21 protein-coding genes are annotated in these 24,857 nt (G+C 41.6%); 10 read left to right on the forward strand and 11 right to left on the reverse strand.

The features are described from left to right. Positions 1 to 222: 222 nt before the first annotated feature. From ACM5QX_RS00535 to ACM5QX_RS00550, 4 genes are all read left to right on the forward strand, one after another. Positions 223 to 768 carry an NADPH-dependent FMN reductase gene (locus ACM5QX_RS00535; RefSeq protein ID WP_414751928.1) on the forward strand — a complete coding sequence of 182 codons (546 nt, stop codon included), beginning with the start codon at positions 223 to 225 and terminating at the stop codon, positions 766 to 768. Between the two features lie 413 nt (positions 769 to 1,181). Beyond that, positions 1,182 to 1,850, forward strand: coding sequence for a response regulator transcription factor (locus ACM5QX_RS00540; protein ID WP_011319222.1), 669 nt, complete (start codon positions 1,182 to 1,184; stop codon positions 1,848 to 1,850). Positions 1,851 to 2,075: 225 nt separating this feature from the next. Continuing rightward, positions 2,076 to 3,689, forward strand: coding sequence for an ATP-binding protein (locus ACM5QX_RS00545; RefSeq protein WP_414751929.1), 1,614 nt, complete (start codon positions 2,076 to 2,078; stop codon positions 3,687 to 3,689). Positions 3,690 to 3,701: 12 nt separating this feature from the next. Further along, entirely contained in the window at positions 3,702 to 4,169 is a 468-nt protein-coding gene (locus ACM5QX_RS00550; RefSeq protein WP_011319220.1) for a PepSY-like domain-containing protein, read from the forward strand. A 158-nt stretch (positions 4,170 to 4,327) separates the two neighbouring features. Here the strand turns inward: ACM5QX_RS00550 and ACM5QX_RS00555 are convergent, their stop codons facing one another. The 6 genes from ACM5QX_RS00555 to ACM5QX_RS00580 form a co-directional block, all read right to left on the reverse strand. Continuing rightward, positions 4,328 to 5,992, reverse strand: a complete 1,665-nt coding sequence (locus ACM5QX_RS00555) for an iron uptake porin (protein WP_414751930.1) — start codon at positions 5,990 to 5,992, stop codon at positions 4,328 to 4,330. A 52-nt stretch (positions 5,993 to 6,044) separates the two neighbouring features. Continuing rightward, entirely contained in the window at positions 6,045 to 7,025 is a 981-nt protein-coding gene (locus ACM5QX_RS00560; RefSeq protein ID WP_414751931.1) for a phosphotransferase, read from the reverse strand. Positions 7,026 to 7,091: 66 nt separating this feature from the next. Further along, positions 7,092 to 8,894, reverse strand: a complete 1,803-nt coding sequence (locus tag ACM5QX_RS00565) for an ABC transporter ATP-binding protein (RefSeq protein WP_414751932.1) — start codon at positions 8,892 to 8,894, stop codon at positions 7,092 to 7,094. Further along, a complete protein-coding gene (locus tag ACM5QX_RS00570; RefSeq protein ID WP_414751933.1) occupies positions 8,895 to 10,076 on the reverse strand; it encodes a glycosyltransferase family 4 protein in 1,182 nt (393 codons plus the stop codon). A gap of 184 nt (positions 10,077 to 10,260) precedes the next feature. Beyond that, positions 10,261 to 11,523 (reverse strand): glycosyltransferase, encoded by a 1,263-nt coding sequence (locus ACM5QX_RS00575; RefSeq protein WP_414751934.1) that lies wholly within the window; start codon positions 11,521 to 11,523, stop codon positions 10,261 to 10,263. A 151-nt stretch (positions 11,524 to 11,674) separates the two neighbouring features. Further along, positions 11,675 to 12,946, reverse strand: a complete 1,272-nt coding sequence (locus tag ACM5QX_RS00580) for a glycosyltransferase family protein (protein WP_414751935.1) — start codon at positions 12,944 to 12,946, stop codon at positions 11,675 to 11,677. Positions 12,947 to 13,489: 543 nt separating this feature from the next. Here ACM5QX_RS00580 and ACM5QX_RS00585 point away from each other — a divergent pair. Both ACM5QX_RS00585 and mgtE read left to right on the forward strand, forming a co-directional pair. Then, a complete protein-coding gene (locus tag ACM5QX_RS00585) occupies positions 13,490 to 15,019 on the forward strand; it encodes a mercuric reductase (RefSeq protein ID WP_414751936.1) in 1,530 nt (509 codons plus the stop codon). Between the two features lie 118 nt (positions 15,020 to 15,137). Continuing rightward, the gene (mgtE, locus tag ACM5QX_RS00590; RefSeq protein ID WP_011319212.1) at positions 15,138 to 16,538 is read left to right on the forward strand and encodes a magnesium transporter; all 1,401 of its coding nucleotides are present in this window, start codon (positions 15,138 to 15,140) and stop codon (positions 16,536 to 16,538) included. Between the two features lie 11 nt (positions 16,539 to 16,549). Here mgtE and ACM5QX_RS00595 read toward each other — a convergent pair whose 3' ends face one another. Together ACM5QX_RS00595 and ACM5QX_RS00600 are read right to left on the reverse strand one after the other, a co-directional pair. After that, positions 16,550 to 16,807, reverse strand: coding sequence for a hypothetical protein (locus tag ACM5QX_RS00595; protein WP_011319211.1), 258 nt, complete (start codon positions 16,805 to 16,807; stop codon positions 16,550 to 16,552). A gap of 159 nt (positions 16,808 to 16,966) precedes the next feature. Beyond that, positions 16,967 to 17,824 carry an SDR family oxidoreductase gene (locus ACM5QX_RS00600; protein ID WP_414751937.1) on the reverse strand — a complete coding sequence of 286 codons (858 nt, stop codon included), beginning with the start codon at positions 17,822 to 17,824 and terminating at the stop codon, positions 16,967 to 16,969. A 463-nt stretch (positions 17,825 to 18,287) separates the two neighbouring features. Between ACM5QX_RS00600 and ACM5QX_RS00605 the strand changes: the two genes are divergently transcribed. Further along, a complete protein-coding gene (locus ACM5QX_RS00605) occupies positions 18,288 to 18,950 on the forward strand; it encodes a class I SAM-dependent methyltransferase (RefSeq protein WP_414751938.1) in 663 nt (220 codons plus the stop codon). A 156-nt stretch (positions 18,951 to 19,106) separates the two neighbouring features. Here ACM5QX_RS00605 and ACM5QX_RS00610 read toward each other — a convergent pair whose 3' ends face one another. The 3 genes from ACM5QX_RS00610 to modA all read right to left on the reverse strand — a co-directional run bounded on the left by ACM5QX_RS00610 (position 19,107) and on the right by modA (position 21,066). Beyond that, positions 19,107 to 19,385 (reverse strand): hypothetical protein, encoded by a 279-nt coding sequence (locus tag ACM5QX_RS00610; protein ID WP_414751939.1) that lies wholly within the window; start codon positions 19,383 to 19,385, stop codon positions 19,107 to 19,109. 5 nt (positions 19,386 to 19,390) lie between these two features. Further along, positions 19,391 to 19,903, reverse strand: a complete 513-nt coding sequence (locus ACM5QX_RS00615) for a hypothetical protein (RefSeq protein WP_414751940.1) — start codon at positions 19,901 to 19,903, stop codon at positions 19,391 to 19,393. A 365-nt stretch (positions 19,904 to 20,268) separates the two neighbouring features. Next, positions 20,269 to 21,066 carry a molybdate ABC transporter substrate-binding protein gene (modA, locus tag ACM5QX_RS00620; protein WP_414751941.1) on the reverse strand — a complete coding sequence of 266 codons (798 nt, stop codon included), beginning with the start codon at positions 21,064 to 21,066 and terminating at the stop codon, positions 20,269 to 20,271. A 98-nt stretch (positions 21,067 to 21,164) separates the two neighbouring features. On the opposite strand from modA, the gene ACM5QX_RS00625 reads away from it, so the two are divergent. The 3 genes from ACM5QX_RS00625 (at position 21,165) to ACM5QX_RS00635 (ending at position 24,804) form a co-directional block, all read left to right on the forward strand. Then, positions 21,165 to 21,611, forward strand: coding sequence for a TOBE domain-containing protein (locus ACM5QX_RS00625; protein ID WP_011319205.1), 447 nt, complete (start codon positions 21,165 to 21,167; stop codon positions 21,609 to 21,611). Positions 21,612 to 21,773: 162 nt separating this feature from the next. Further along, the gene (locus ACM5QX_RS00630) at positions 21,774 to 22,175 is read left to right on the forward strand and encodes a DUF760 domain-containing protein (RefSeq protein WP_414751942.1); all 402 of its coding nucleotides are present in this window, start codon (positions 21,774 to 21,776) and stop codon (positions 22,173 to 22,175) included. 574 nt (positions 22,176 to 22,749) lie between these two features. After that, entirely contained in the window at positions 22,750 to 24,804 is a 2,055-nt protein-coding gene (locus tag ACM5QX_RS00635) for a response regulator (protein WP_414751943.1), read from the forward strand. Positions 24,805 to 24,857 lie beyond the last annotated feature (53 nt).

Raw genomic sequence — 24,857 nt, forward strand, 5'->3', positions numbered from 1 at the left:
AGAAGAGGCAGGAGGGCAGATAATAAGCAACAGGTGATAAAGAACAGGTAAAAAATATCAGGAATGTTGCGGATTTATTTCCTGTTCTATTCTTTATATCTACCGAAAGCTCGATTTTCTGTAGTCTAGCGGTAATTTGACTACGGGAAAATAAATCGTTAAGATTATATACAAATTCGTAATGACTTCGTATTTTTACAAATTCTTAACGTTAGGTGCATTATGGTAAAAATTGTAGGTATTGCTGGTAGTTTAAGACCAAACTCTTACACTCAGTTAGCTTTGCGGGTAGCAGCGCAACGCCTAGAAGCTTTAGGTGCGGAAGTAGAAATTATCGATTTGCGGGAGTGGCAATTACCATTTTGCAATGGTGGTAAAGACTACTCAGATTATCCGGATGTTCAGCGCTTGCGTGACACCGTTAGTAATGCTGATGGACTGATTTTAGCTACACCTGAATATCATGGCAGCGTTAGTGGTGTAATCAAAAATGCCCTTGATTTACTGAGCTTTGATGAACTGTCTGGTAAAGTTACAGGACTGATTAGCGTTTTGGGTGGTCAATCAAACAGCAACGCCTTAAACGACCTCAGGCTGATTGTTCGTTGGGTACATGGTTGGGTAATTCCAGAACAAATTGCCATTGGACAAGCCTACAGTGCTTTTAGTCCTGAAGGAAAGTTACTTGATGAAAAACTCTCCCAAAGATTCGATCAATTTGCTCAAAGTTTAGTAGAAAATACTCGCAAGCTGCGCGGAGTAAATTAGAAGCAGGAGACTAGGAAAAATCTTTTCCTAGTTATGCCTTTCCTCGCCGGCATGGCAAGTAAAGAATGACAATCCTATGTTAACTATCATTACGCCCAGAAGTGCTTAAGCTACCTGATAGTTGGCAAGACTATCAGGTAGTAAATCATGAATTAGGAGATCACTCCTCCCCTCAAATTTTGATCTGGATAACTTCTCCCGATAACATTGCTACCAGAACCATAACGACATCCTATTTAGAGAAGGAGCAAGCCCAACAGAGTAAGTACCTGCGAGGATAACGACAGGCGATCGCCTTAAACAAATTAAGCATCCCCTTTTAAGTATAAATCATGAAGAAAAGGTATTCTGGGAACAGACTTTACTTTTACAGTTGTCTCTATCCTTAGAAATACTGAAAGAGGTTGCATCGGATGAATCGGATTCTCATAGCTGAAGATGAACCCCGCATAGCGGCTTTTATTGAGAAGGGACTGCGTTCTCAAGGTTTTACAACGGCTGTGGCTACTGATGCCTACTCGGCGACTAACATGGCATTAAGTAGCGGTTTTGATTTGATGATTTTGGATTTAGGGCTTCCTGGTAAAGATGGCTTGGATGTATTAGAAGAATTACGGGGACAAGGAGAAAATGTCCCAGTGATTATTTTGACTGCTCGTGATGACATTCAAGATAAAGTTGCAGGGTTTGAAGCAGGAGCAGATGACTATTTAACCAAGCCGTTTCGATTTGAAGAATTGTTAGTACGGGTAAAAGCTAGGTTACGTCAGAGTGGTGGTAGCCAGGTGATGGAAGAGATGGTAATTAAGTCGGGACATATAGTTTTAGATTTGCGATCGCGCAAAGTTAAAATCGGTCAAGACACCATAGAACTGCCAGCCAGGGAATTTACGCTTGCAGAAACCTTCTTTCGCCATCCTGGGCAAGTTTTGAGTCGTGAGCAATTATTAGATAGGGTATGGGGTTACGACTATGACCCAGGCTCGAATATTGTTGATGTTTACGTTGGTTATTTACGCAAAAAATTAGGTAATGACTTAATTGAAACTGTCCGAGGCATGGGTTATCGTCTGCGAACATAAGAATATTCTCATCAAAACCTCACAGTTCTTTCATCCGAGAGTTAGAAACTAATAGACATAGGTTTCGATTGCAGCCTTTCTTCTTTGCCTACAGAAGATAAATACTGTCGTAAGGCGCTTGTGTTCCCTATATGACCGGAATTTTGAATGCAAGGTTTTGGATTTTGGATGTTAGATCCGAAATTCAAAACTTTAGCAGTATTATACGTATAAATTTATAGTTATATGGGGCAACAAGCTAAGAAAGAGAAATCTCAAGTTATACTATTTTATCCTGACACTCATAAATCAGTGAAGAACCAGCAGAATAGCATAGCTGGAACATTTCTCAAGCACCGTCGAGGCTTCTTCTGGTCTACACGTACAAGGATTTTGTCCTGGTATGCGATAATTTTATTTTTTATTTTTCTGGTTTTTATTCCGACAATTCGTCAGGCTTTATATGCACGAGTTAATCAACGTGTAAATGAAGAGGCAATAGAAAAGATAGAAATATTTGAGCAACTACTTGGTACAAGTAATACTCCTAAGCATCAATTAGATGAAGAAAGTATTGAAGCTATTGATAAACTTAAACAAAATGATAACCGTCTACTAAAGCCACCAACTACAAAGCAAGAACTAAGAGAGTTTTTTGATGCTTTCTTAGGTAATCAACTCCCACAAGACGATACGTTTTTGATTGCTCTGATGGACGAAAAATTTTATAAATCAAGTCCTAGAGCTAGACCAAAAGAAATGGATAGGGATGCAAAACTCATTCGAGATTGGGCGAAATTAACACAGACAAAGCAAGAAGAAGTTGTAATACCTAATAGTGAAGTTGAAAGCATCGTTTATCTAGCTCAACCTGTGGAAATTCAGGGCGAAATCATGGGAGTCATAGTCATTGCCCACACCACTGCTGGAGAACGTGGAGAAGTTTTGGAAACTTTAGCAGTGATTGTTCGAGTGAGTGCATTTGTTTTAATATTTGCTTTAGTTTTGGCTTGGCTTGCTTCAGGAAAAATTTTGGCACCTTTGCGCTTACTAACTCAAACAGCTCGTAAAATTAGTGAAACTGATTTAAATCAACGCATCACTATAGATGGTAACGGAGAGTTAGCAGAATTAGGCACTACGTTTAATGACATGATGGATAGGTTACAAAATGCGTTTATCAGTCAACGCAACTTTATTAATGATGCTGGACATGAACTGCGAACACCTATTACCATTATTCGTGGTCATTTAGAACTGATGGGCAATGACCCAAAAGAAATACAAGAAACTCTAACTATAGTCATAGATGAGTTGGAACGAATGAACCGTTTCGTCAATGATTTGATGTTACTAGCAAAAGCAGAGCGTCCAGATTTTTTACTACTAGAAACATTTGATGTTTGCACTTTTACCGAAGAATTATTTGCTAAAGTCAAAGGTCTTGGCGATCGCATCTGGAAACTGGAAGCTGTGGCTAGAGGTAAAATAGTAGGCGATCGTCAACGTCTGACTCAGGCTGTGATGAATTTGGCACAAAATGCCACTCAACATACAAACAACACTGATACAATTGCTCTGGGGTCAATGATTTACAGAGATAAAGTCAGCTTTTGGGTACGTGACACAGGTGCAGGTATTGCATCAGCTGACCAATACAGAATTTTTCAGCGTTTTGCTCGTGCGACCAACAGTCGCCGTCTTTCTGAAGGTGCTGGGCTAGGTTTATCTATTGTCCAAGCCATTGCAGAAGCCCACAAAGGACAAGTTACCTTACAAAGTGAACTAGGGGCAGGGTCTGTATTCACGATTATCATACCTTTGGAATCACCCCAAGAAGCAACATTTATCCAAAATTAATTATGTAAATAGGTGAAAAACATACCAATTACATTATTCTTATTTGTGTTTAGTGGTGCATATCTAATAGTATTTTTATTGTCTAGCTATCATCCCGCAAAAAAGGAACAAAGTATCACAGTTCCCCCAAGTGTTCAAGCAGCTTTCCAAGCTAAATATCCCAATATTCCTCACACCTGGCAAAGACATGAATACGGTTATGAGGCAGTTTTTACTCAAAATAATATCCAATACGAAGCGGAGTTTTCAGAGACCGGGGAATGGCTAGAAACAGAGTACTATGTGACAGAAAAAGATTTCCCTCCTATTGTACTAAAACGTATCAAGCAAGAACGTCCTGGATATATCATCACAAAATATGAAGTTGAAATCACACCTAAAGGGATTTTTTATGAAGTAGATATTACTGACGGAGAACTTGAGGAAGAATTATATCTTGATAGTCAGGGGAACCTGCAAACTGATTTATATGAGGATTAATGGGAGTGGTGAGTAATCAGTTAGAACTTGTGAGTGATATCAATTATCTATGAAGTTGCACCAAATAAATGATGTAGAGACTTTGTATGCAATGTCTCTACCGTACAGAATAAAGTGCATCTATGGCTACGCCAGGCAAGCTACATCAAGAAACGGTATTAGAAAGTAAATGTTGTTCGTACAGTACCAACATAAATTTTATCATTACTATTATTATGCTCTGGATTTGTGATGAGAAATAAACCTGGAGTTATTGCCAGATTATCTGTGATTTGTAGATGGTAAAAGGCTTCTAAATGTAAAGATGTATCCTGATCTTCAAAGCCATTACCAAAACTATTATGAGTTATTTTAGGCGGTTGACCTACCACAAAGCCAGCAAAGCTATTTTCTTTGCCAATATCGTTGAAAGTTAGTAGTAATGCCCATGTGGAAATAGTAGCATTTGGGTTTGTGGGTAAATCATCTGCTGTTGCATGAATCAAACCAACTCGTCCACCCAGGGTAATGGTTGGGTTAATTTGCCAAGCAGCTTCTGCACCAAAGGAATTAGCTGTAATTGCATCTGCTTGATTATTAAAGGGGTTGTTGGTTAACTCGCTGCCAGTGCCGGTGTTGATATTATTGTAAGAGTGGATATAGGTAAGACTAAGTGCCGTGTTTTTGGTGGGTTCCAGGGTGACTTGAGCGATCGCCCCATAAGGACTAGCAAAAATTCCCTTTTCTGGATTAGCTGCATCGTTGGTGACGTATCCCAATGAAAAATTGAGAGATTTGGCGAAATTATGAGAAATACCAATACCTGCACCGCCACCTTGTCTTCTAATTGGATTTTCTCGCCCAAATGTGGAAATTGAACCGTCTCCACTACCGCCAAACAGAGGATTAACACTAGGAACAAAATCACCTAATCCTCCTCCCAGCGCGTATAAGGTGACGCGGGTTTGCTTACCTAGTCGAAATTTGTAATCTAGCTGATCTACTTCTACTTCATTATCATCGTCACCATCAAAGCCTAAATTAGCCATTTTAGTGTCGGTAAAATCTGCTAATTCTGGTGTGTTGCGTCCCTGTAAACGGACTTGTAACTTGTCTTTACCATTAAAACTTGCTTCTAAGCTGAGACGGAGGCGATCGCTCAACACTAAATTATCATTGATTGGCTTAGTTCTACTGTTAGCTTTTTTCCCGCCAGCGACTCCAGTCACCGCAAAAATAACTTCTCCCTCTAACTCAACTTGGGGCGAAAACTGTTGTGTTTCTAATACAGCCACCTTGTTTTCTAATAAATCGATGCGGTTGCTAAAAGTTGCTAATTCCGCAGAAAATTCTGTTTGTAGTTTTTGAATTGTAGTTAATGTTTCTCGATTAATTTTGTCAAAGTTACTATTATTTATCTTGAGAATACAAGCATTTAATTTAGTGGCAAATTCATATCTAGTCATGGTTTGATTGTCAGTAGTCTCCTGACTAATACAATCATATTGCTCAGTTAATGCTTGTAGTGCCTGAAATGCCCAACTATCAGGGGTAATATCTGCTAGTTGAGAAACTGATATAATTTTTTGTTCTACTGGAATATTTGTTGCACGAACTTTAGCTGTACTACTCAAAATAAATAAAATGATTAAACTAATCAGGTGTGTTTTCTGATAAAAGATTGAAAACATTAATTCTATTTCCTGAAAATTAAACGCAGAGGGGCGCGGTAGACGCTTTTGCGGCTTGCCGCAGGCTGGGAAACGCAGAGGGGCGCGGTGAACCAGCGTTGCAGGAGGGTCTCCCTCCGTAGGCGACTGGTGAACCCGAAGGGAGATTGTCAAGTTTTATGAGTGGTGTAGTCAGTATCTCGGCAGGTTGGGAAAGGCTGTATAACTACGAATTATGAGTTATGTTGAGTCGTTGTTCGCAGAGATTTAATAGTGTTTCGGTAAAAGGACGACGTTCGGGAAATAGGGTGCTGATGTGAATATGTCGGACTAAAGTTAGGGTAGTATAGGCTTGAATTGCGGGGGAAAATTCATCACCTATAAGCTGAAGAAATCTTGTCTTGAAAATATTTTCATACTCTTGTAATGCTTGGGAATTACCAACAGTACGTAAGCTATATTCTTGCAGATGAGCGATGAAATTACCGATATCAACTGCCGGATTACCTGCACAGTATAAATCTAGATCAAGGAGATACAAACGAGAATTATTAATAATCACTTGATCAGGATAAAAATCACGATGGATACCACAGAGTTTTAGTTCTGGTGTGTTTGCGCCTAAATCATCACTGGCTAACAATATGCGTTCCAAACGTCTTTGCCATTGTGGATATTGTTCCATCACTAATGGAATCCGTTCATGGAGAATTCTTAATTCATCCGACATCCTATGAGAACGAAGAGGAATAATATTAGCCTGATGCAATTTATAAGCAGCTTCAGCAATTAGTTTTGCGGGGAAAATACCGTTAGTTTGTGAGAGGATTTGAGTAGCAGTCACCCCTTCAACCCGACGCTGTAACCACATTTGCCATTCAGGAATTATCCCCACAGGTTCAGGTACAGAAATCCCATCAGCACTATCATCAGCAAATCCCGATTTCCAGAGAGATTTTTGTAACTCATAACTACGAAAATCCGTTCCCTTAGCCCTCACCTTGCCAATTAAAGTAATAATTTCCCCAGCATCATCAATTAGCTCATATTCAATCAAACAACGCCGCCCCAACTTATGACGAATCACCCGGACATTCTGCACATGACAATTCTTACCTATGTCCAAACACCCCTCAAAACACTCCTCCACCCGTACCCGATCCACCGCATCCGCCAAAAAAGGCATCTTCTCATCACTAAAATCCATACTCAGCGTACCTCAGCGCATACCTCAGCGCCCCTCTGCGTTAAAAAACTCTCTTATCTTCCCTCTCTAAACCCTCAAAGAAGCCTGCACCTCATACAAAGCCGCATAACGCCCATTTTTGTGCAGCAACTCCACATGAGAACCTTGTTCCACAATCCGCCCATGTTCCAGATAAATAATGATATCTGCGCGAGTAGCAAAATCCAGATCATGAGTAATCAAAAAAGTCGTTCTATTCCGTGACAACCTCTGCAACGCATCAATTACAGCCTTCTCACTCTCCTTATCTAACCCCGTAGTAGGCTCATCTAAAATCAAGATAGGAGCTTGACGAATAGCAGCACGAGCGATCGCAATCCGTTGTCTTTGTCCCCCCGAAAGAGTTGCGCCTCTTTCCCCCACGAGGGTGTCATATCCTTGCGGTAAAGCTTGGATAAAATCATGAGCGTGAGCTAAACGCGCCGCCTCTTCAATTTCTGCATCAGACACCCCAGCAATCCCGTAGGCAATATTTTCCTTAACACTGGCAGCAAACAACAGACTATCTTGCAAAACTACACTAATTTGGGAACGGAATGATGCCAATGTATATTCCCGAATATCTCGCCCATCAATCATCACCCGCCCGGATGTAGGCTCATAAAGCCGTAATAAAAGACTGACTAACGTTGATTTACCACCACCAGAAGTCCCGACAATCGCTACTTGCTGTCCCGATTGAATGTTTAAATTGATATCTTCTAGTAGCACTCGTCCTGAGTCATAGGCAAAATGGACGCGATCAAAACATACCGCACCCCGGAAAATCGAGGCTGGGACTGCATCCGGTAAATCATGGATATCTGGTTTCTGATTTAGTACATCCAAAATCCGTTCCCCAGAAGCCGCAGCTTTAGCCAGTCGTCCAGTATATTTAGCGAAGTTCTGCACTGGCTTAAAGGCATTCTTGAGGTAGGTAATGAATACCAGCACATCCCCAGGGGTTAAAGCATCTCGCAACGCCAACCAAGAGCCATACCATAAAACGATCGCTGTTCCCATTGCAATTACCGCATCTACAGTACGTTCCAAATGAGCCGCCAGCCGTTGAGTTTTGACACTTTCTTTGAGACTACTTTGATTTTGTTGAGCAAACACCCGTGCGAAAGCATCCTGTAGGGAGAGGGCTTTGACTAACTTAATCGCCGCGATAGACTCAGCCGCCGTCGCCGCCACAGCCCCTTCTTGTTGACGTTGCTTTAAGGAGGAATCTTTGATGCGCTGGCTGAGTCGGTTTGTAACTAACCAAAAGAACGGTAATGTGATTAATGACAGCAGGGTGAGGCTACGATTCATCCAGAACATCACCCCAATCATGCCAAATAGAGAGAGAATACTAACTATTAGGGGTAAAGCTGCCGTAATCATAATCTCTTGGAGACGGCTAGCATCACTACTGACACGGATAATTAAATCACCACTACGGGCTTTGGTGTGATAAGCCAAAGATAAATCTTGTAGATGACAATATAGACGATTCCGCACCTTCGCCATGACTCGGCTACCGACTATAGCTAATCCTACGGTACTTCCATAGGCAGCAAAAGCGCGTAACCCTGTAATAATCAGGACTGCAACGGCTGAGAATGTCAGTAATGTGATTGGTTCTAGATTAGCTATGAGGGGAAGAGTATTAACCCTGTCGCCCCGCAGGAGAACGTAATCAAAGACAAACTTCAGAGGCCAAGGTTCTAACACCCGCAGTCCCACATCTGCAATTAAAGCGATCGCCGAAACTAAAAGTAGTCCATACTGGGGACGAATATCAGGCCAGAAATAAACCAGTACTTCCCACAAACCGGGAACAGCTGATTTTTTGGGTTTTAGCATTTATCGTTTCACCTCCACAGGTAACGAAGATGCCATATGCAGAATTTTTCGAGCGATTCCTACGGAGCGTTTCACGATCGCATCCCAAGTATGATGAGCTATTACAGTTTCCCGCGCCGCCTGTCCTAAACTGTGACGTAGATTAGGCGATCGCCATAATTGTTCTAATGTGTCAGCTAGGGCGATCGCATCACCAGGGGTGCAAAGCATACCATTCACCCCAGGATCAATTAAATCTGTCAATTGTCCAATTTGACTAACCACTACAGGTAAACCAGCCGCCATATATTCATACACTTTCAACGGCGAGAAGTAAAAATCAGCTTGTGCGGCGTAGGGTGCGACAGCCACATCCATCCCCGCTAATAACTGAGGAATTTCATCAGGATTCACCGCACCAGTAAATTGAGTATGAGCATCTAATCCCCGTGTAGCTAATTCAGCTTCCAGATTCTCTCTTTCCGGGCCATCCCCAACAATTAAAAGTTTGGCATGGGGAACACGTTGATGTAGTAAACTAAAAGCTTCAGTCAGGATGGGTAATCCGTGCCAAGGTTTCAAAGTACCGACAAAACCTACTGTAAAACTATCTGATTGACTTCCAGAACGCCGTTGAGAAAAACGACGAGGATTAACACCATTAGGGATGACATGAACCTTGCTACCATCCACATAATCCAACAAGTAACTTTTCACCCCATCGGAAACCGCAATCAATGCTGTCGCGGCTGAAAACACCCGACGTGCCACAGCTTCCGCACCATCACGATCAATCAAACCTCGATGCTGTGCCTGTTCTAAAATCAGAGGTGAATTCACCTCCAACAAACCCGGAATTCCCCTCTCTTGGGCATATTCCATCGCGCCATAACTCCACAGAGAATAACGCTCATAAATCAAATCAAACGAGCCAAACTTCTGCAAACTTAAACGTAAATCAGGATTCATTTCCAAAGCAACCTGCTCACGCACCGCCCGTTCTAACTTGGGAATAGGTGGAAGTTGATGTACTACCACATCAGCCAAATCCGCCGGTAACTCTCCCCCGAACCGATTAGCAAACAATGTAACTTGTCCACCTTGCCCTTTCAAAGCCCGGATCACCTCCTGCACATGAATTGAGCAACCCTTCTGCCCAAAAACAGGAATCCCCCCATCAGCACAAATATAAGCAACTCTCACCCTCACTCCTCCTAAAACCAATTCAAAATTCAAAATACCCTACGGGAAGGCTTCGCCAACAAAATTCAAAATTCAAACAGCCTGATATCACAAGGGTTTGAGGATGTGTATCGATAGCATTCTTTTCTTAATTGGTATAAACCCTCTGATACTCCTCTGCGCCTCTGCGCGACGGACACTTTGCTCAAGTCGGGAGACCCGCCCACGCAAGTGTCCTCCTCTGCGTGAGAAATAACTCCCTCAAAACTTCCGTATTCCGACAAATATTAAACTCAGACTCAATCAAACTCCTAGCCTGAGTAGACAACTTCACCCGCAAAGCCGGATCTTTCAGAAGACAACTCAGTGCGATCGCTAATTCCTCTGCATCATATTGCGGGACAATCAACCCAGTCTCCCCATCCCGCACCAATTCAGGAATACCCGTCACAACCGTACTTACACAGGGAGTTCCCAGAGCCATAGTTTCTAGTAAAACCGTAGGTAATCCATCCCGATTACCATCTTTGCCAATCACATAAGGCGCAGCAAACACAGCAGCTTGTTGTACTAATTGAAACACCTCATTTTGAGGACGAGGGCCGATAATTTGCACACAAGATTGCAATCCTAAATCCTGAATCTGCTGATGCAAAGTCGATTCTAAAGAACCAGTACCCACAATTTGACACTGAAACGCATAATTTTTCTGCTGGAGAATCCCACAAGCGTCTATTAAAACAGATAGCCCTTTTTTCTCAATTAAGCGACCGACTGAGATAATTAATGGTGGACGTTCCGCCGGAGAAGAGTATTGTAATTTTTGTAAATCTAACCCGTTATAGATGCGTTGGACTTGGTTTGCAGCTAAGTTATATGTTTGTTGCAGATATTTGACATTATAGTCACTGACAGTTACCACACTAGCCGCATCTTTTAACTTCCGTTCCATATCCGCAAATTCTACGCTTTCATGAAAGATATCTTTAGCGTGAGCTGTGAAAGTATAGGGAATGCCCGTAAAGTGAGATGCTAGACGAGCTACACTAGTTGCTACAGTGCCGAAATGAGCGTGTAAATGGGTGATACCTTTGAGCTTGACTTCTCGTGCTAACCATGCAGCTTGATAGACAGTGCTGGCTTTTTCCCCTTGAGCAAAAGCCAATTTTGACCAAAAATCAGGGATAACCTGACTTGCTTCTTGCAATTCCGCCCAAAAATAGCTAGCGGCTGTAGGTGCAAGACTATTGAGTGAATCACTCACCCTACCTTGAATTGGCTTACGAATATAAGTTACAGGCGCACGCACTTGAGAAATAATATTTTGAAAGTGTGTGTCTGATGGTGGTCTTAAAGCGAAAATTTTTATATCTAAGCCAGCCGCTTCATGAGCCAAAATTTCATTAACGACAAAAGTTTCAGAATAGCGGGGATAACGTTTGAGAATATAAGCGACGGACATGGACATATAGCTGGGGACTAGGGACTGGGGACTGGGTGAAAAGTCTTGTTGTGTCTAGGTTGTATCATCTATTGATGTCTTAACACTACTGGCAATAGCTATATTTGTTGACTATTGACTACTGACTATTGACTATTGACTATTGACCAATGACTATTTAAGAAGCTTTTGCTTGTGGGGGTGCTTGATGAGTAGACATGAGGATTTCATGGACGAATTGGGGAATGTGGGTGAGTCCTTTGAGATCGACGAATTTACGGACTGGTGGTGGTTGAATGTCAAGATTTAACCAGTTGGTTAACGCCGCCGATGTTAATTTATCTGGGTGTAGGAAATCAATTAAACCTAGTTTTTTTAATCGTTCAGCCCGAATTAATTGTTCTTTTCGGGGTTTGACACGGGGTAGAATAAGCGATCGCTTACCAAAGGACAACAATTCACAAGTGGTATTGTAACCACCCATTGCAATTACCCGTTCGGCTTGATGGAGTAACATTGTCGGTTCGGCTAAATATTCCAACACGCGCAAATTATCACGTTGCGCTGCATAGTTGTGGAGTTTTTGCCTGACTTCTCGTGGCATGAAGGGGCCTGTCAAAATGATACCATTCATCCCTGGTGGTAGTTCAGCATGGGCAAAGGTTTCTGCTAACTGCGCGCCGTCTTGTCCACCACCTACTAAACACAATACTAAGCGTTCAGATGGTAGATTGAGGGATTTAAATGATTGAACTATATCTGAATTCAGATATTTGAGGCGGTTACGTTGGTCAAGATAGCCTGTGTAGCGGAATTTGGCGGCGGTTTTTGGCTGGAGGTGATATTCTTTGGCTAGGTCATAGATGTTGCGATCGCCATACACCCAAACTTGATCATAATAGGTTTGAATCGCTTCTTCATTGGCTGCTCGTTTCCAATCTCGACTCACGGAAGCGGGTTCATCTAAGATATCGCGCAAACCCAGAATGCAGCGTGTGTTACCTTCTCTACGCAAATATTTTAAAGTGGGATCTAGTTCTCTGACTGCGCCCCGTGGGACATTATCCACAATGAAGATATCCGGTTTAAAGGTTTTGACGGTGGCGAGGATAACTTGCGATCGCAGTGTAATAATTTCCTGCAATGATAGATCCAACTTTCGTGCTTGATATTCCCCATCAATGTTTTTGTGCAGAGCCGGGAGGGTCAAACAATCTACACCTGGCGGTGTTGGTGAGCTGCTGGCATCTTGAATGCCACTAATCATTAAAATATCAGTTTGTAGTGGTGAAAATCCTAAAGTTTGAGCAATCAATAAATTACGGCGTTTGTGTCCTAGTCCCATTGTGTCGTGGGAATACAACGCTATACGGCATTTACGAGGCTCATAAGATTTGATTCTAGCCGATTTTCTGGTGATTTTTCTGGAGTGGGGTAACAAGTTGTTCATTTGTACTCCTGACTAATTTTTAACACAATATATAATCCAGTTTTTATCTTGCAATTTCCCATAATTTATAGAAACAAATTACATTGATAATGTTGAGTAAAATCAACTATCTTTATATATAGATCAGCAATTAAGTGCAGACCTTTAGGCACTAGGTCAACAAGTGAGAAGTATTGCTGACGATTATTTATTTCCCAATCAAGTTGATTGGGAAAAATATCCTAAAATATTTCTGGGAATTGGCTTGTTTCTGTACACAGGTGAATTGCTACTGAGTTTTTTAACTGTAAATTAATGCCAGTTTAACTAGTAATCTATGAAAGCTTAATGAATAAAAGATGAGAAATTTCTTATGAAAGTAATTATTCTGAAGCTTATGCCAATGTGAGAATATCGGGTATAGTCACCCTATCCATAACGTAGCTAAATATTCTCGCCTGCACTCAATACTAACATTGCCTGTTCTGAATTTCCTGATTTTGAATTACTCTATTGTAGCTTGCTTACAATAGAGTAATTTGGATTGCTGAGAGGTTACACCCAATGTCCAATTCAGAACTAGATAGAGTCATCGTCCGCCCAGTAGATGAATATAACCAGAAATTGGTGGCTTATGTACATCCGCCCAATTGGGTAAATCCCCAACCTGCTGATAGTTATGACTTGGTAGTGATTGGTGCGGGAACTGCTGGCTTAGTGGTGGCGGCGGGTGCGGCTGGTCTGGGTTTGGGTTTAAAGGTGGCGCTAATTGAAAAGCATCTCATGGGTGGAGATTGCTTAAATGTGGGTTGCGTCCCTTCTAAAACTATTATTCGGTCTTCGCGGGTGGTGGGGGAAATCTGGAACGGGAAAAATTTGGGGATTAATATTCCCAGCCAGATTGATATTGATTTTCCCGCAGTTATGGCACGGATGCGACGAGTACGGTCAGACATTAGCCATCATGACTCGGCGGAACGTTTTGCATCCTTGGGAGTTGATGTGTTTTTGGGTAGCGGTAAATTTGCTAGCAACAACATCGTAGAGGTAGCTGGTAAAACCCTGAAATTTAAAAAAGCGGTGATTGCTACTGGTGCTAGGGCGACAAAACCAGCAATTATCGGCATTGAACAAGCTGGATATCTCACTAATGAGACGGTTTTTTCCTTAATTCAACGACCAGAAAAGTTAGCTGTAATTGGTGGTGGCCCCATTGGTTGCGAATTAGCCCAAGCCTTCCGGCGTTTGGGGAGTGAGGTAGTGTTGATTCATAGTGGTTCCCACCTCCTCAACAAGGAAGATAATGACGCGGCGCAAGTTGTCCAACAGACTTTAATTAAAGAAGGGATTCGCTTAGTTTTAAATGCCAAGGTAGAAGAAGTAGTGACGGTAACCGAGGGTAAGCGGTTGTATTTTTCTACTAACGGTCATCGTGATTCGGTGACGGTAGATGAAATATTAGTGGGTGCAGGGCGATCGCCTAATGTGGAAGGGTTGAATTTAGAAGCCGTCGGGGTAAAATACGACAAGCATCGGGGTGTGGAAGTAAATGATTATCTACAAACAACTAACCCCAAGATTTATGCTGCTGGTGATATCTGCATGGATTGGAAGTTTACCCACGCCGCCGATGCAGCCGCAAGAATTGTCATTAAAAATACCCTGTTTTCACCCTTTGGTTTAGGCAGGTCGAAACTAAGTAGCTTAGTTATGCCTTGGGTAACTTACACTGACCCAGAAATTGCCCATGTGGGAGTGTACGAAAATCAAGACGTAGAGACAATTAAAATTCCTTTTAGTAGTGTAGATCGAGCGATCGCCGATGCTCAAGAAGATGGCTTTCTGAAAATTCACCACAAAAAAGGTTCTGATGAAATTGTCGGTGCAACTATTGTGGCAACTCACGCCGGCGAGATGATTTCGGAAATCACAACAGCGATAGTCAATAAAATAGGTTTAAACAAACTCAGTAACGTGATTCACCCCTATCCTACCCAAGCTGAAGCTATCAAAAAAGCCGCAGATACCTATCGCCGTACCCTCCTCACACCAAGAACAAAAAAACTGTTGGGATTTTTAACCAAACTTTCTTAAGAAAAAACTGACAACACATCAAAGCAGAAAAAATCACGGTAAGTTTAACCTTACACCTTCCACAATCCCTTAGACTAGGGGCAGCAACCTTGTTCAGACTGGTCGAGGAAAGTGGAAAGTGACAGAGACGAACAATTTAAACTCTACCCTTCAGGATGTGTCACGTAGGGAATTGCGTGATTTAGTGCGGACGCAGATGCGAATGCTATTAGAAGCAGGAGATTTACAGGGAGCAAAAGCAATTCTTGTACCTGTACAACCTGCGGACATAGCCGAAGCGATTGAAGGTTTGCCCGAAACGATGCACGCTTTAGCTTTTCGCTTGCTTTCTAAAGATGAAGCCATTGAAGTTTATGAATATCTTGATTACAGTGTTCAAGAAAGATTAATTGAAGAACTAAAAAGTCAGGAAGTCCGCGATATCGTTGATCAAATGTCGTCGGATGACCGAGCCAGATTATTTGATGAATTGCCTGCCAAGGTTGTCAATCATCTGCTGGAACAACTTAGCCCAACAGAACGCCAAGCCACAGCCCTAATGTTGGGTTATGAAGCTGATACAGCCGGGCGCATCATGACTCTAGAGTTCATTGGGCTGAAAGAAAATATGACCATAGGGCAAGCTCTAGAACGGATTCGCAGCCTCGCTAATGCTAGTGAGATGATCTACTATCTTTACGTCACGGATCAAGCCAGGCGCTTAACCGGCATTGTCTCCCTGCGGGAGTTGGTGACATCCCAGCCAGAACAGACTATTGGCGAAGTGATGACCCGTGATGTAATTTTTGTCAATACAGATACTCACCAGGAAGAAGTAGCTAAGTTAATTCAAAGGTATGATTTCCTGGCTGTGCCGGTGGTAGATAGACAACAGCTTTTAGTCGGGATTGTCACTGTTGATGATGTAATCGATATTCTGGAAGAGGAAACCACCAAAGATATCTACGCTTTAGGTGGTGGTGTGCAGTCCAGTGGCGACAATTACTTTCAAATGGATTTATGGGAAGTAGCTCGCAAGCGGGTTTTATGGTTATTTGTTCTCTTAATCACCAATACCGTCACCGGCACAATTATTAAGTCCCAAGAAGATATCTTGACAAAAGTAGTCACCCTCACCGCCTTTATCCCTTTGTTGACTGGTACTGGTGGTAACGTAGGCGCTCAGTCTTCCACAGTCGTGATTCGCGGGATGAATACAGACGAAATTCGCTCACTCGGTACATTGCAGGTAATTGGACGAGAAGCGATCGCTGGTGCATTGCTAGGAGGTATGTTAGGTAGTATCGCCACTGTATGGGCTTACTTTCTCCAAGGTCGATTAGAAGTGGCGATCGCTGTTGGTGCTAGTTTAATCGCTATCTCTGTTTTGGCTTCTATATCTGGTTCAGCACTGCCATTTTTGTTTCGCTACCTACGTTTAGATCCAGCCTTAATGTCAGCACCTTTTATTACTACAGCCGTTGACGTACTTGGAGTTCTAATTTACTTCAATTTGGCAAGAGTGATTTTACAATTGTGAATTATTGATATTTACAATTCCGAAGCTGTATCCGGTGCAATAATTTCTCCAGTTCCCAAGTTAAGAATCATATCCTGGTCGGTAATCAACTCATTCAATTCTTTAACTTGCAGATTCATTTCCTCACACGCTTTTCTCAGTTCTCGTGCAAATCTATTGAGATCATCACCATAGCCACATTGGTAAGCAGCAGTTTCAATTCCCTGCTTGGCATTTGCCCTAGCACAATCTACTAATTCTGTGCCGTGCAATGGTTTTAGGGATGACATAAGCTATCTTTTTTCTTTGAATGTTCCTTACTAGATATAGCAACTGCTGAAGATGTAATCATCTCTCCGTTGGCAGACATATATTAACATTCAAGAGTGAGAATCCAGAATAGATAAGAGATAATTTATGCTGAATTCTCAATCATAAATTGAGACTATTTAGCCATTAACTACTTCCCCACCATTAGGATGTAAAACTTGACCAGACATATAAGACGAATCATCAGAAGCTAAAAACACATAACTAGGTGCAACTTCTTCCGGTTGTCCTGCTCGTTGCATCGGTACTTGTTTACCAAAGGTTTCTACTTTTTCTGTGGGGAATGTCGAGGGAATTAAAGGTGTCCAAATTGGCCCAGGTGCCACAGCATTAACCCGGATACCTTTACTAATGAGATTTTGTGATAAGGAACGAGTAAAGGCAACAATTGCCCCTTTTGTTGCAGAATAATCAAGTAAATGTGAACTACCTTTATAAGCTGTAACTGAAGTAGTATTGATAATGGCACTGCCTTGTTTCAGATGCTTAATTGCTGCTTTTGTCAAGTAAAACATTGAAAAAATATTAGTGCTGAATGTCCGTTCTAACTGCTCTTTAGTAATATCTTCAATGTTTTCTTGGGGATGTTGTTCCGCCGCATTATTGATGAGAATATCCAGTTTACCAAACTCATCTACTGTTTGTTGAATTGCACGCTGACAAAAAGCTTCATCAGTTATATCCCCGGCGATAGATACAGCACGCCGTCCTTGTTCTTCTACCAAATTTTTGGTTTCTTCCGCATCGCCATGTTCACTCAAGTAAACAAAGGCTACATCTGCACCCTCTTTAGCATAGGCGATCGCCACAGCCCGACCAATCCCACTATCCCCACCAGTAATCAAGGCAACTTTATCTTTTAATTTACCGCTACCCTGATACCGAGCATCATCAGCTTGAGGTTTTGGTTGCATTTTTGATTCTGTACCTGGTGTTTTTTGCTGCTGCGGTGGTTGTAATGTTTGCTTTTCTGCCATATATTTCTCCTGGTAATAGACCTACAACTTCTCGATCAACAAATTAAATTTTCATCCACACAATTAAACCTTGGATCGATAGATCAACCCAAGGTTTAATTGTGCTTTTGCTCCCACTTGCAAATAGCAAGCTTACGCATTTTCACCCCGGATGTTAGCCAAACGTACTAATTGTTAGCCAATGTACGTGACTGACATGATTTCTCCTCACACCTGAAATAATTAATCTGACCACGGAAAACAAGTACACAACTCTCTTTCGATGAAGGATTTATCCTATTCATCTGCCTTAAAATTAACTACTATATACTTAATATTTATCGGTCTTGAGGTGGAAACAAAACTCAGATTTTCTCAACCTAGAGAGAGAAAAAAGTCACTATTTAAGGGAGTAGAAGATAGTGAATAATTAATCATTACGTAGATGCAAGCCATAGGTTCTGACAAATTACAAATTAATCTTATGACGACTCGTACTCTGGGAATCACACAAAATTTATATGATTATTTACTATCTATTTCTTTGCGGGAACCGGAAATACTTACTAAACTACGACAAGAAACAGCCCTGCAACCTATGGGAAGAATGCAAATTGCCCCAGAACAGGGACAATTTATGGCGTTGTTGGTGCAATTGCTGGGTGCAAAAAAAACTTTAGAGGTGGGGGTATTTACAGGCTATAGTTCCTTGATTGTGGCACTAGCTCTACCTCCGGACGGAAAACTGGTAGCCTGCGATGTTAGTGAAGAGTTTACCGCGATCGCCCAACGTTATTGGCAGCAAGCCGGAGTAACTCATAAAATAGACTTTCATCTCGCCCCAGCGTTGGAAACATTAGATAAGTTACTAGTAGCAGGTGAAGCCGAAACCTTTGATTTTGCCTTTATTGACGCAGATAAGAGCAACTATGACAATTATTATGAGCGATCGCTGCAATTAATTCGTTCAGGAGGTGTGATAGCGATCGATAATGTTCTCTGGTCTGGCAAAGTTGCCGATCCAGCAATTCAAGATAATCGCACCAAAAAAATCCGCGCCTTCAACCACAAGCTATTACAAGACCAGCGCATCACCTTAAGTTTAATTCCCATCGGCGACGGATTAACTTTAGTACGGAAAAATTAATTGTATGTTTTGTTATAGATGTCGCCAGTAGTGTTAGGACATCAATAGATGATATAACCTAGACACAACAAGACTTTTCACCCAGTCCCCAGTCCCCAGCCATCATGAAATGTGCAAGTTCAAGCAAGAGTAGCTTACACATTTCATGACGACTACTTAGAGGTTGTTTTGGTAAAACGCCTCAACTGCGCCTACAGCCTTTAATAACGGCGAATCTAAAGGTTCAACCCAATCAGCCACTTCACGAGCCAACCCCAGAGTTGAGGTTCCTGCTGATGGTTCAAGCTGCCCGGCTAATGCCTGATTTCTCACAGATTGCAGAACGCTAATCACATTATTCAAACGCTCTGAATCCGCTAGTTCAGTACGCATCTGTTCTGCAATCTTCAATGCTTGGTCTATCAGATGGAGAAACTTTTCGGTTTTTATTTCCATAAATTTTATGGGCAACTAAATGCTTCTATCTTGAGATTTCCTACGTCATTCCACTTGATATTAGGATCTCTGGTATCTTGAATAAAAGTCTGCTGACCTCCCCCTGGGTAGCACTGAGCGGGAGTTTGGGGGGCAACAATGCCTTGATATACCGTTGTCCCAGCAGGCACAGTGACTTTAAGAATTGTAGTTGCCTGATTGCCCCATTCTTGATTCAGCGCTAAATTCCTGATAACTTCTACGTTTGTTTTATATCGATTAGTGGTTAAATACCTACCAAATTTATTAGTACTACTACTATAGTAGCGATAAAATTTTTGCGGACGTTCTAGTTTGACTGCTTCACATTTAGAATCTAGGAAAGTGACAGCAATCTCTGGTGGGAGAAGACAGGAAGCAGCCGCTTCTTGAGCCAAGACTCGTTGTGAATTAACTAAAGGAGTTGATAAAGCACTGAGATAAAACAAATTGCTGAGAACGCTTAAGCCGATACCTACAGATGCTGACTTAAATTTCATATATGCTCTTCCTGATAAAATTTTCGAGAGTGATTTATAATGCACTCACAAATAAATATTTTCTCAGCATTAAAATCTAGATGCAAGGACAGATAAGACATTTAACGAAAATTATTAAAAATACACTACAGTTTAAATACTTAAATAAATTGTATAAATAGAAGAAAATATAGCTATTCTCCCTATTCCAACTCTTGATTTTCTTGTTTGTCGCCAGTCTAGGAATTCTATGAAGTTGTGCCACATAAAAACCCCACCCATAAAGAGATGGAGTTTTGTTAGTGGTCAGTGGTCAGTAGTTAGTGGCAAAGATGCCAGTAAGAGAAGAGAGAAGCAACTGACAAATGACAACTGACTAATGACCTTTAAGGCAAAATAAACCCATATTTCCTTAATACAGCTTTCACTTGGCTACTAGTAGTCAAGTATTGGGCGAAATCCTTTGCTGCATTAACATTTTTGCTACTTTTCACTACAGCTAAGGGATAAATAATGGGAGAGTGGTATTTTTCATCAGCAGCAACTACAACTTTCACTTTGTCAGAAATTTTGGCATCAGTGGCGTAAACCAAACCTGCATCAGCATTGCCACTTTCTACAGATGCTAAAACTTGACGCACATTATTAGCGTAGACTAATTTCGACTTGACACCGGGCAACAGTTTTAACTTATCCAAAACCTGCTCCGCATATTGTCCAGCAGGCACACTTCTAGGTTCACCAATAGCAATTCGTTTAATTTGGGCATCTTTTAAATTAAAGAAGCTGGTAACACCAGTGGTATTCTTCGGCACAACTAAGACCAGGCGATTTTTTGCTAAAGTGCCTCGTGTACCTGGGACGAGGAGGCTTTTCTGCTCTAAAGTATCTACTTGTCTTTTAGCTGCTGAAATAAAAATATCTGCTGGCGCACCGTTTTCAATTTGCTGCTGCAAAGCGCCAGATGCGCCAAAATTATAGCTAATGTTGACATTTGCTTTACTCTGTTGATACAGGGGCTTAATTTCTTCCAATGCGTCTTTCAAACTTGCAGCCGCAGACACAAGCAAATTAACGTTTGATTGCGCTACTACGGGAGCAGGTGTAAACAATGGTAAACCGACTGCCAAAACCCAGCCAGCAAGTATTGTACCAACAAAGGTGAGAATGTCTCTTCGTTTCATAGAAAATCGTGTTTAGATAGACTCGGCTTCAAGGGATAGAGGCTTGGTAGGATCGTACTTAGATAATTTCGATATGTACCAACCTAATTGGTAACATTATGCCAAGAAAAGAACAAGGATGGATCACTTTTCAAACATCGGAAGAGGAGCGCAAGATTCTCGAAGAGTTTTGTCAGCAGTCTCAGCGCACCAAAACTGAGATTTTGCGGGAACTTGTGCGCGGACTCAATCAGCCTGCTCCGACAGCTAAATCAATACCAACCAAACAGGCACTTAAAATAGAACCAGAGGCGAATGAAATATCCGAGTTGGAAGTTATTAGTATCAAAAGACCTTTTAAGGTTAGTTCCCGTAATATTCTCAAAGGAGTCATCAAAAAAATTGTCGTTGGTTCTGTTAACAGCGAAGTGACATTAGAAATCGTTCATCGAGTTGAGCTAACCTCGATTATCACGAGGATGTCAGCCGAGGAGCTAGAACTAACTGAGGGTACAGAAGCTTATGCTGTGATTAAATCTAACGATATCGTTATAGCCAGAGATTAGGTGAAGAAACAGGAGTTGGGAGAGAATATCTTACTCATCTCTGATTATTGACTTTTTATATAGGAGGATAACCTGTCTTTAAAAGTTCGGTTATGCGAACTAGGAGGTAAGAACTAAATTGCTAAATTAGTTGATAGTTGAGCAACATTTGAGATAGTGACCATGAATGAAAATTCCCATCGTAATCCAGATAATTTAGCTAGTGAAGCACTAAACAATAATGGGCTGTGGGAATATGTACAATCAATGAGTCCTCAAACTGTTACCCAGTTATCTAGACCTGGTTCAAGAGAAGTCCTGCAATTGATTCAGCGTGCTGTTGTGGCGACTTTGGGTAATTTACCTCATGAGCAATTTAACACAAATATTACTGCCAGCCGCGAAGAGTTGAGTCAGCTTTTAGGTGCTGCAATGGTAGATGGGTATTTCTTGCGTAATGTTGAACAGCGACTGGAGTTAGAGAAATCTTTCTTTCCTCTAGGTGATGAAACTGCAACTCATCTTTACTTAACAGGCGAAACTCCGGTAAATGAAGATTTGCAGGAACAAAACCAGGAAAATTAAGCGAGTAACCGTTGTCTAGCAGCCTTTTTATTATTAATTAAGTTGTTGAGACTAATTAATAATAAAAAGGTTATATTTTTAGCAACAAAAATGTTCCGTATTATTTGAGATTTAGCCATGAAGACGAAAGATAACGTGTTTGGATAAGGCTATGGAGGTGTAAATAGCTTATTCATCACAACTAAAATATACTTAAAGAATGTTTGAAAAGTCATGAAGGATACTAAAGACTTCTCTTCATAGCGCGGAGCGCTTCTCGTAGACTAACTCTCCCCGAAACGGAGAGAAGCTTTGAAAACCCCATTCCCTGTCTTTCCTACGCAACGCTAGCGCGAATGCAGGGAAGGCAGGCTAGGGGGTTAGGTTCTTAAGATTTTGATGTTTAAAATAATATTTTTCCAACAACCTCTTAGGAACATGGTAATCATAAATTAAATGTTTACATTTACGAAGATAAGCAAAATTGCTGCTTTGATATAAGTTAGCCTTAGAGTGTAATTTTTAAACAGATTTTGCATCCAATTATTTATTTTTTGCAGTTAATAATAAGTTGTGATTGCGGTGATTTACCGCTATGAGAATTTTACTAGTAGAAGATGACGAACTGATTGGCGAATTACTTGTTAAGTCGCTAACAAGTCAGCACTATACTGTTGATTTCGCCAAAGATGGAGAAGAAGGCTGGAATTTTGCGGAGTTATATACTTATGACTTGATTCTGTTAGATTTAATCTTGCCTAAGCTCGATGGAATGAGTTTCTGTCGGCAGTTACGGGCTAGTGGTAATCAAACACCTGTTCTTTTGTTAACTTCTCAAGATACAAGCATTACAAAGGTTGCTGGCTTGGATGCTGGAGCAGATGACTATGTGGCAAAACCTTTTGATTTTCAAGAGTTATTAGCTAGAATTCGGGCTTTATTACGTCGGGGTGGTTCAGCTTTACCGCCTCTGCTGGAGTGGAATAACCTCCGGCTTGATCCGAGTACTTGTGAAGTCGCCTGTGATGGAAAACTCTTACATTTAACTCCCAAAGAATACGGTTTGCTAGAACTGTTTCTCCGCAACAGTCACCGCATTTTTAGTTGTAGCGCTTTAATAGACCAATTGTGGTCATTTGAAGAACCACCCACAGAAGATACAGTCAGATCCCATATCAAAGGATTGAGGCAAAAGCTAAAAGCAGCCGGAGTAGCTGAAGATCCTATTGATACGGTTTATGGGATTGGGTATCGGCTCAAACCTGTGCAGTCAGGAAGAGAAGAAGAGTTAAATATTGAAAAAGTTGCCGATGCGATCGCCAATCCGGTCGAGAATGAGGTAAGGCAAGTCTGGAAAGATGTAGTAGAGAAAATAGAGCAGCGAGTAGCTGTAATTGAACAAGCATCTCATAAACTGCTACAAAACAAAGTCAGTGAGGAAATACTGTCAAAGGCTAAGGTAGAAGCTCACAAATTAGCTGGTTCTTTGGGAATGTTCGGCTCTGATGAAGGTTCCCAGATAGCACAAGAAATAGAATCTTTGTTAGATAATGGCAAAAAACTGAAAGCCTCTGGTAAGAAGCACTTGGGGCAAGTGGTTGAGGCATTGCACCAAGAATTAGAAAATTTAAAATCTGGGTATAAAACAGAACTATCAGTAGTTGAAGCAAAAGCGGACGATCGCCCCCTGGTGCTAGTGATTGACAAAGACCAGGAATTAGTCAGGGAGAACAGGAGTCAGGGTTCAGAGGCGATCGCCCCTGGGCAATTAACACAAGCCAGAGTGATGATTGTAGACGATGATCCGCAAATATTAACCGCACTCCAGACTTTACTCAGTGCTTGGGGAATCAAAGTCTATACCCTCGCCCATTCCCAGGGATTTTTGGAAGCGATGGCACTGGCTGAACCAGAACTGCTGATTTTAAAGATGGAAATGCCTGGTACTAGTGGTATAGAATTATGCCAAATTGCCAGACAAGAACCCCAATGGGCTGGTTTACCAATTCTCTTTCTTACCAATCGTCACGATACCCTAACTAGACAGCAAATTTTTATCGCAGGTGCTGACGATTATATTAGTAAACCCATTGTCGAACCCGAACTCATAGGGCGGATACTTAACCGCCTAGAACACAATCGCTGGTTACGGAATTTAGCAGAAATAGATACGCTGACATTGGTAGCTAATCGCCGTAAATCCACCCAGGAATTAAACCATTATCTTCAGTGGTGTCATACTCACCAGCAGACCATGAGTTTTGCTGTTGTAGAACTGGATGGACTGAAGCAGATTAATTATAACTATGGTCATGAAGTAGGCGATCGCATCTTATCTCAACTGGGCGAACTGTTAAGGCAAATTTTCCATAGTCAAGATGTAGTCGGGCGCTGGGGAGGGACGGAGTTTATCTTAGGAATGGTAGGAATAACCAAAGGTGAAGGGGTAAGGCGGTTAGGGGAGTTACTGAAAACTTTCCGGCAAATTGAATTTATTACTACTAGCAATCAATCATTCCACGCCACCTTTAGCGCCGCAGTGGTGGAATATCCCCAAGATGGCGACAAACTTGAAGCCCTATATCAAGCAGCTGACATAGTTCTTAACCAAGTCAAGGCGACTGGAAGAGATCGAGTGTTGAGTAGTTGAATTAGGCAGAGAGTATCTGTAGGGTGGGCATTGCTCACCAAAACCATGAGCCG

It is taken from the genome of Anabaena sp. CCY 9910 (assembly GCF_963920875.1).
In the GTDB taxonomy this organism is placed as follows: domain Bacteria; phylum Cyanobacteriota; class Cyanobacteriia; order Cyanobacteriales; family Nostocaceae; genus Trichormus; species Trichormus variabilis.

Excerpts from the sequence above, each read along its gene's own strand:
- ACM5QX_RS00560 (WP_414751931.1), bottom strand. The coding sequence starts at position 7,025 with ATGGATTTTAGTGATGAGAAGATGCCTTTTTTGGCGGATGCGGTGGAT.
- ACM5QX_RS00630 (WP_414751942.1), top strand. The coding sequence starts at position 21,774 with ATGAATGAAAATTCCCATCGTAATCCAGATAATTTAGCTAGTGAAGCA.
- ACM5QX_RS00540 (WP_011319222.1), top strand. The coding sequence starts at position 1,182 with ATGAATCGGATTCTCATAGCTGAAGATGAACCCCGCATAGCGGCTTTT.
- ACM5QX_RS00635 (WP_414751943.1), top strand. The coding sequence starts at position 22,750 with ATGAGAATTTTACTAGTAGAAGATGACGAACTGATTGGCGAATTACTT.
- ACM5QX_RS00545 (WP_414751929.1), top strand. The coding sequence starts at position 2,076 with ATGGGGCAACAAGCTAAGAAAGAGAAATCTCAAGTTATACTATTTTAT.
- ACM5QX_RS00595 (WP_011319211.1), bottom strand. The coding sequence starts at position 16,807 with ATGTCATCCCTAAAACCATTGCACGGCACAGAATTAGTAGATTGTGCT.
- ACM5QX_RS00625 (WP_011319205.1), top strand. The coding sequence starts at position 21,165 with ATGCCAAGAAAAGAACAAGGATGGATCACTTTTCAAACATCGGAAGAG.
- ACM5QX_RS00600 (WP_414751937.1), bottom strand. The coding sequence starts at position 17,824 with ATGGCAGAAAAGCAAACATTACAACCACCGCAGCAGCAAAAAACACCA.
- ACM5QX_RS00585 (WP_414751936.1), top strand. The coding sequence starts at position 13,490 with ATGTCCAATTCAGAACTAGATAGAGTCATCGTCCGCCCAGTAGATGAA.
- ACM5QX_RS00610 (WP_414751939.1), bottom strand. The coding sequence starts at position 19,385 with ATGGAAATAAAAACCGAAAAGTTTCTCCATCTGATAGACCAAGCATTG.
- ACM5QX_RS00605 (WP_414751938.1), top strand. The coding sequence starts at position 18,288 with ATGACGACTCGTACTCTGGGAATCACACAAAATTTATATGATTATTTA.
- ACM5QX_RS00580 (WP_414751935.1), bottom strand. The coding sequence starts at position 12,946 with ATGAACAACTTGTTACCCCACTCCAGAAAAATCACCAGAAAATCGGCT.
- ACM5QX_RS00615 (WP_414751940.1), bottom strand. The coding sequence starts at position 19,903 with ATGAAATTTAAGTCAGCATCTGTAGGTATCGGCTTAAGCGTTCTCAGC.
- ACM5QX_RS00575 (WP_414751934.1), bottom strand. The coding sequence starts at position 11,523 with ATGTCCATGTCCGTCGCTTATATTCTCAAACGTTATCCCCGCTATTCT.
- modA (WP_414751941.1), bottom strand. The coding sequence starts at position 21,066 with ATGAAACGAAGAGACATTCTCACCTTTGTTGGTACAATACTTGCTGGC.
- ACM5QX_RS00565 (WP_414751932.1), bottom strand. The coding sequence starts at position 8,894 with ATGCTAAAACCCAAAAAATCAGCTGTTCCCGGTTTGTGGGAAGTACTG.
- ACM5QX_RS00535 (WP_414751928.1), top strand. The coding sequence starts at position 223 with ATGGTAAAAATTGTAGGTATTGCTGGTAGTTTAAGACCAAACTCTTAC.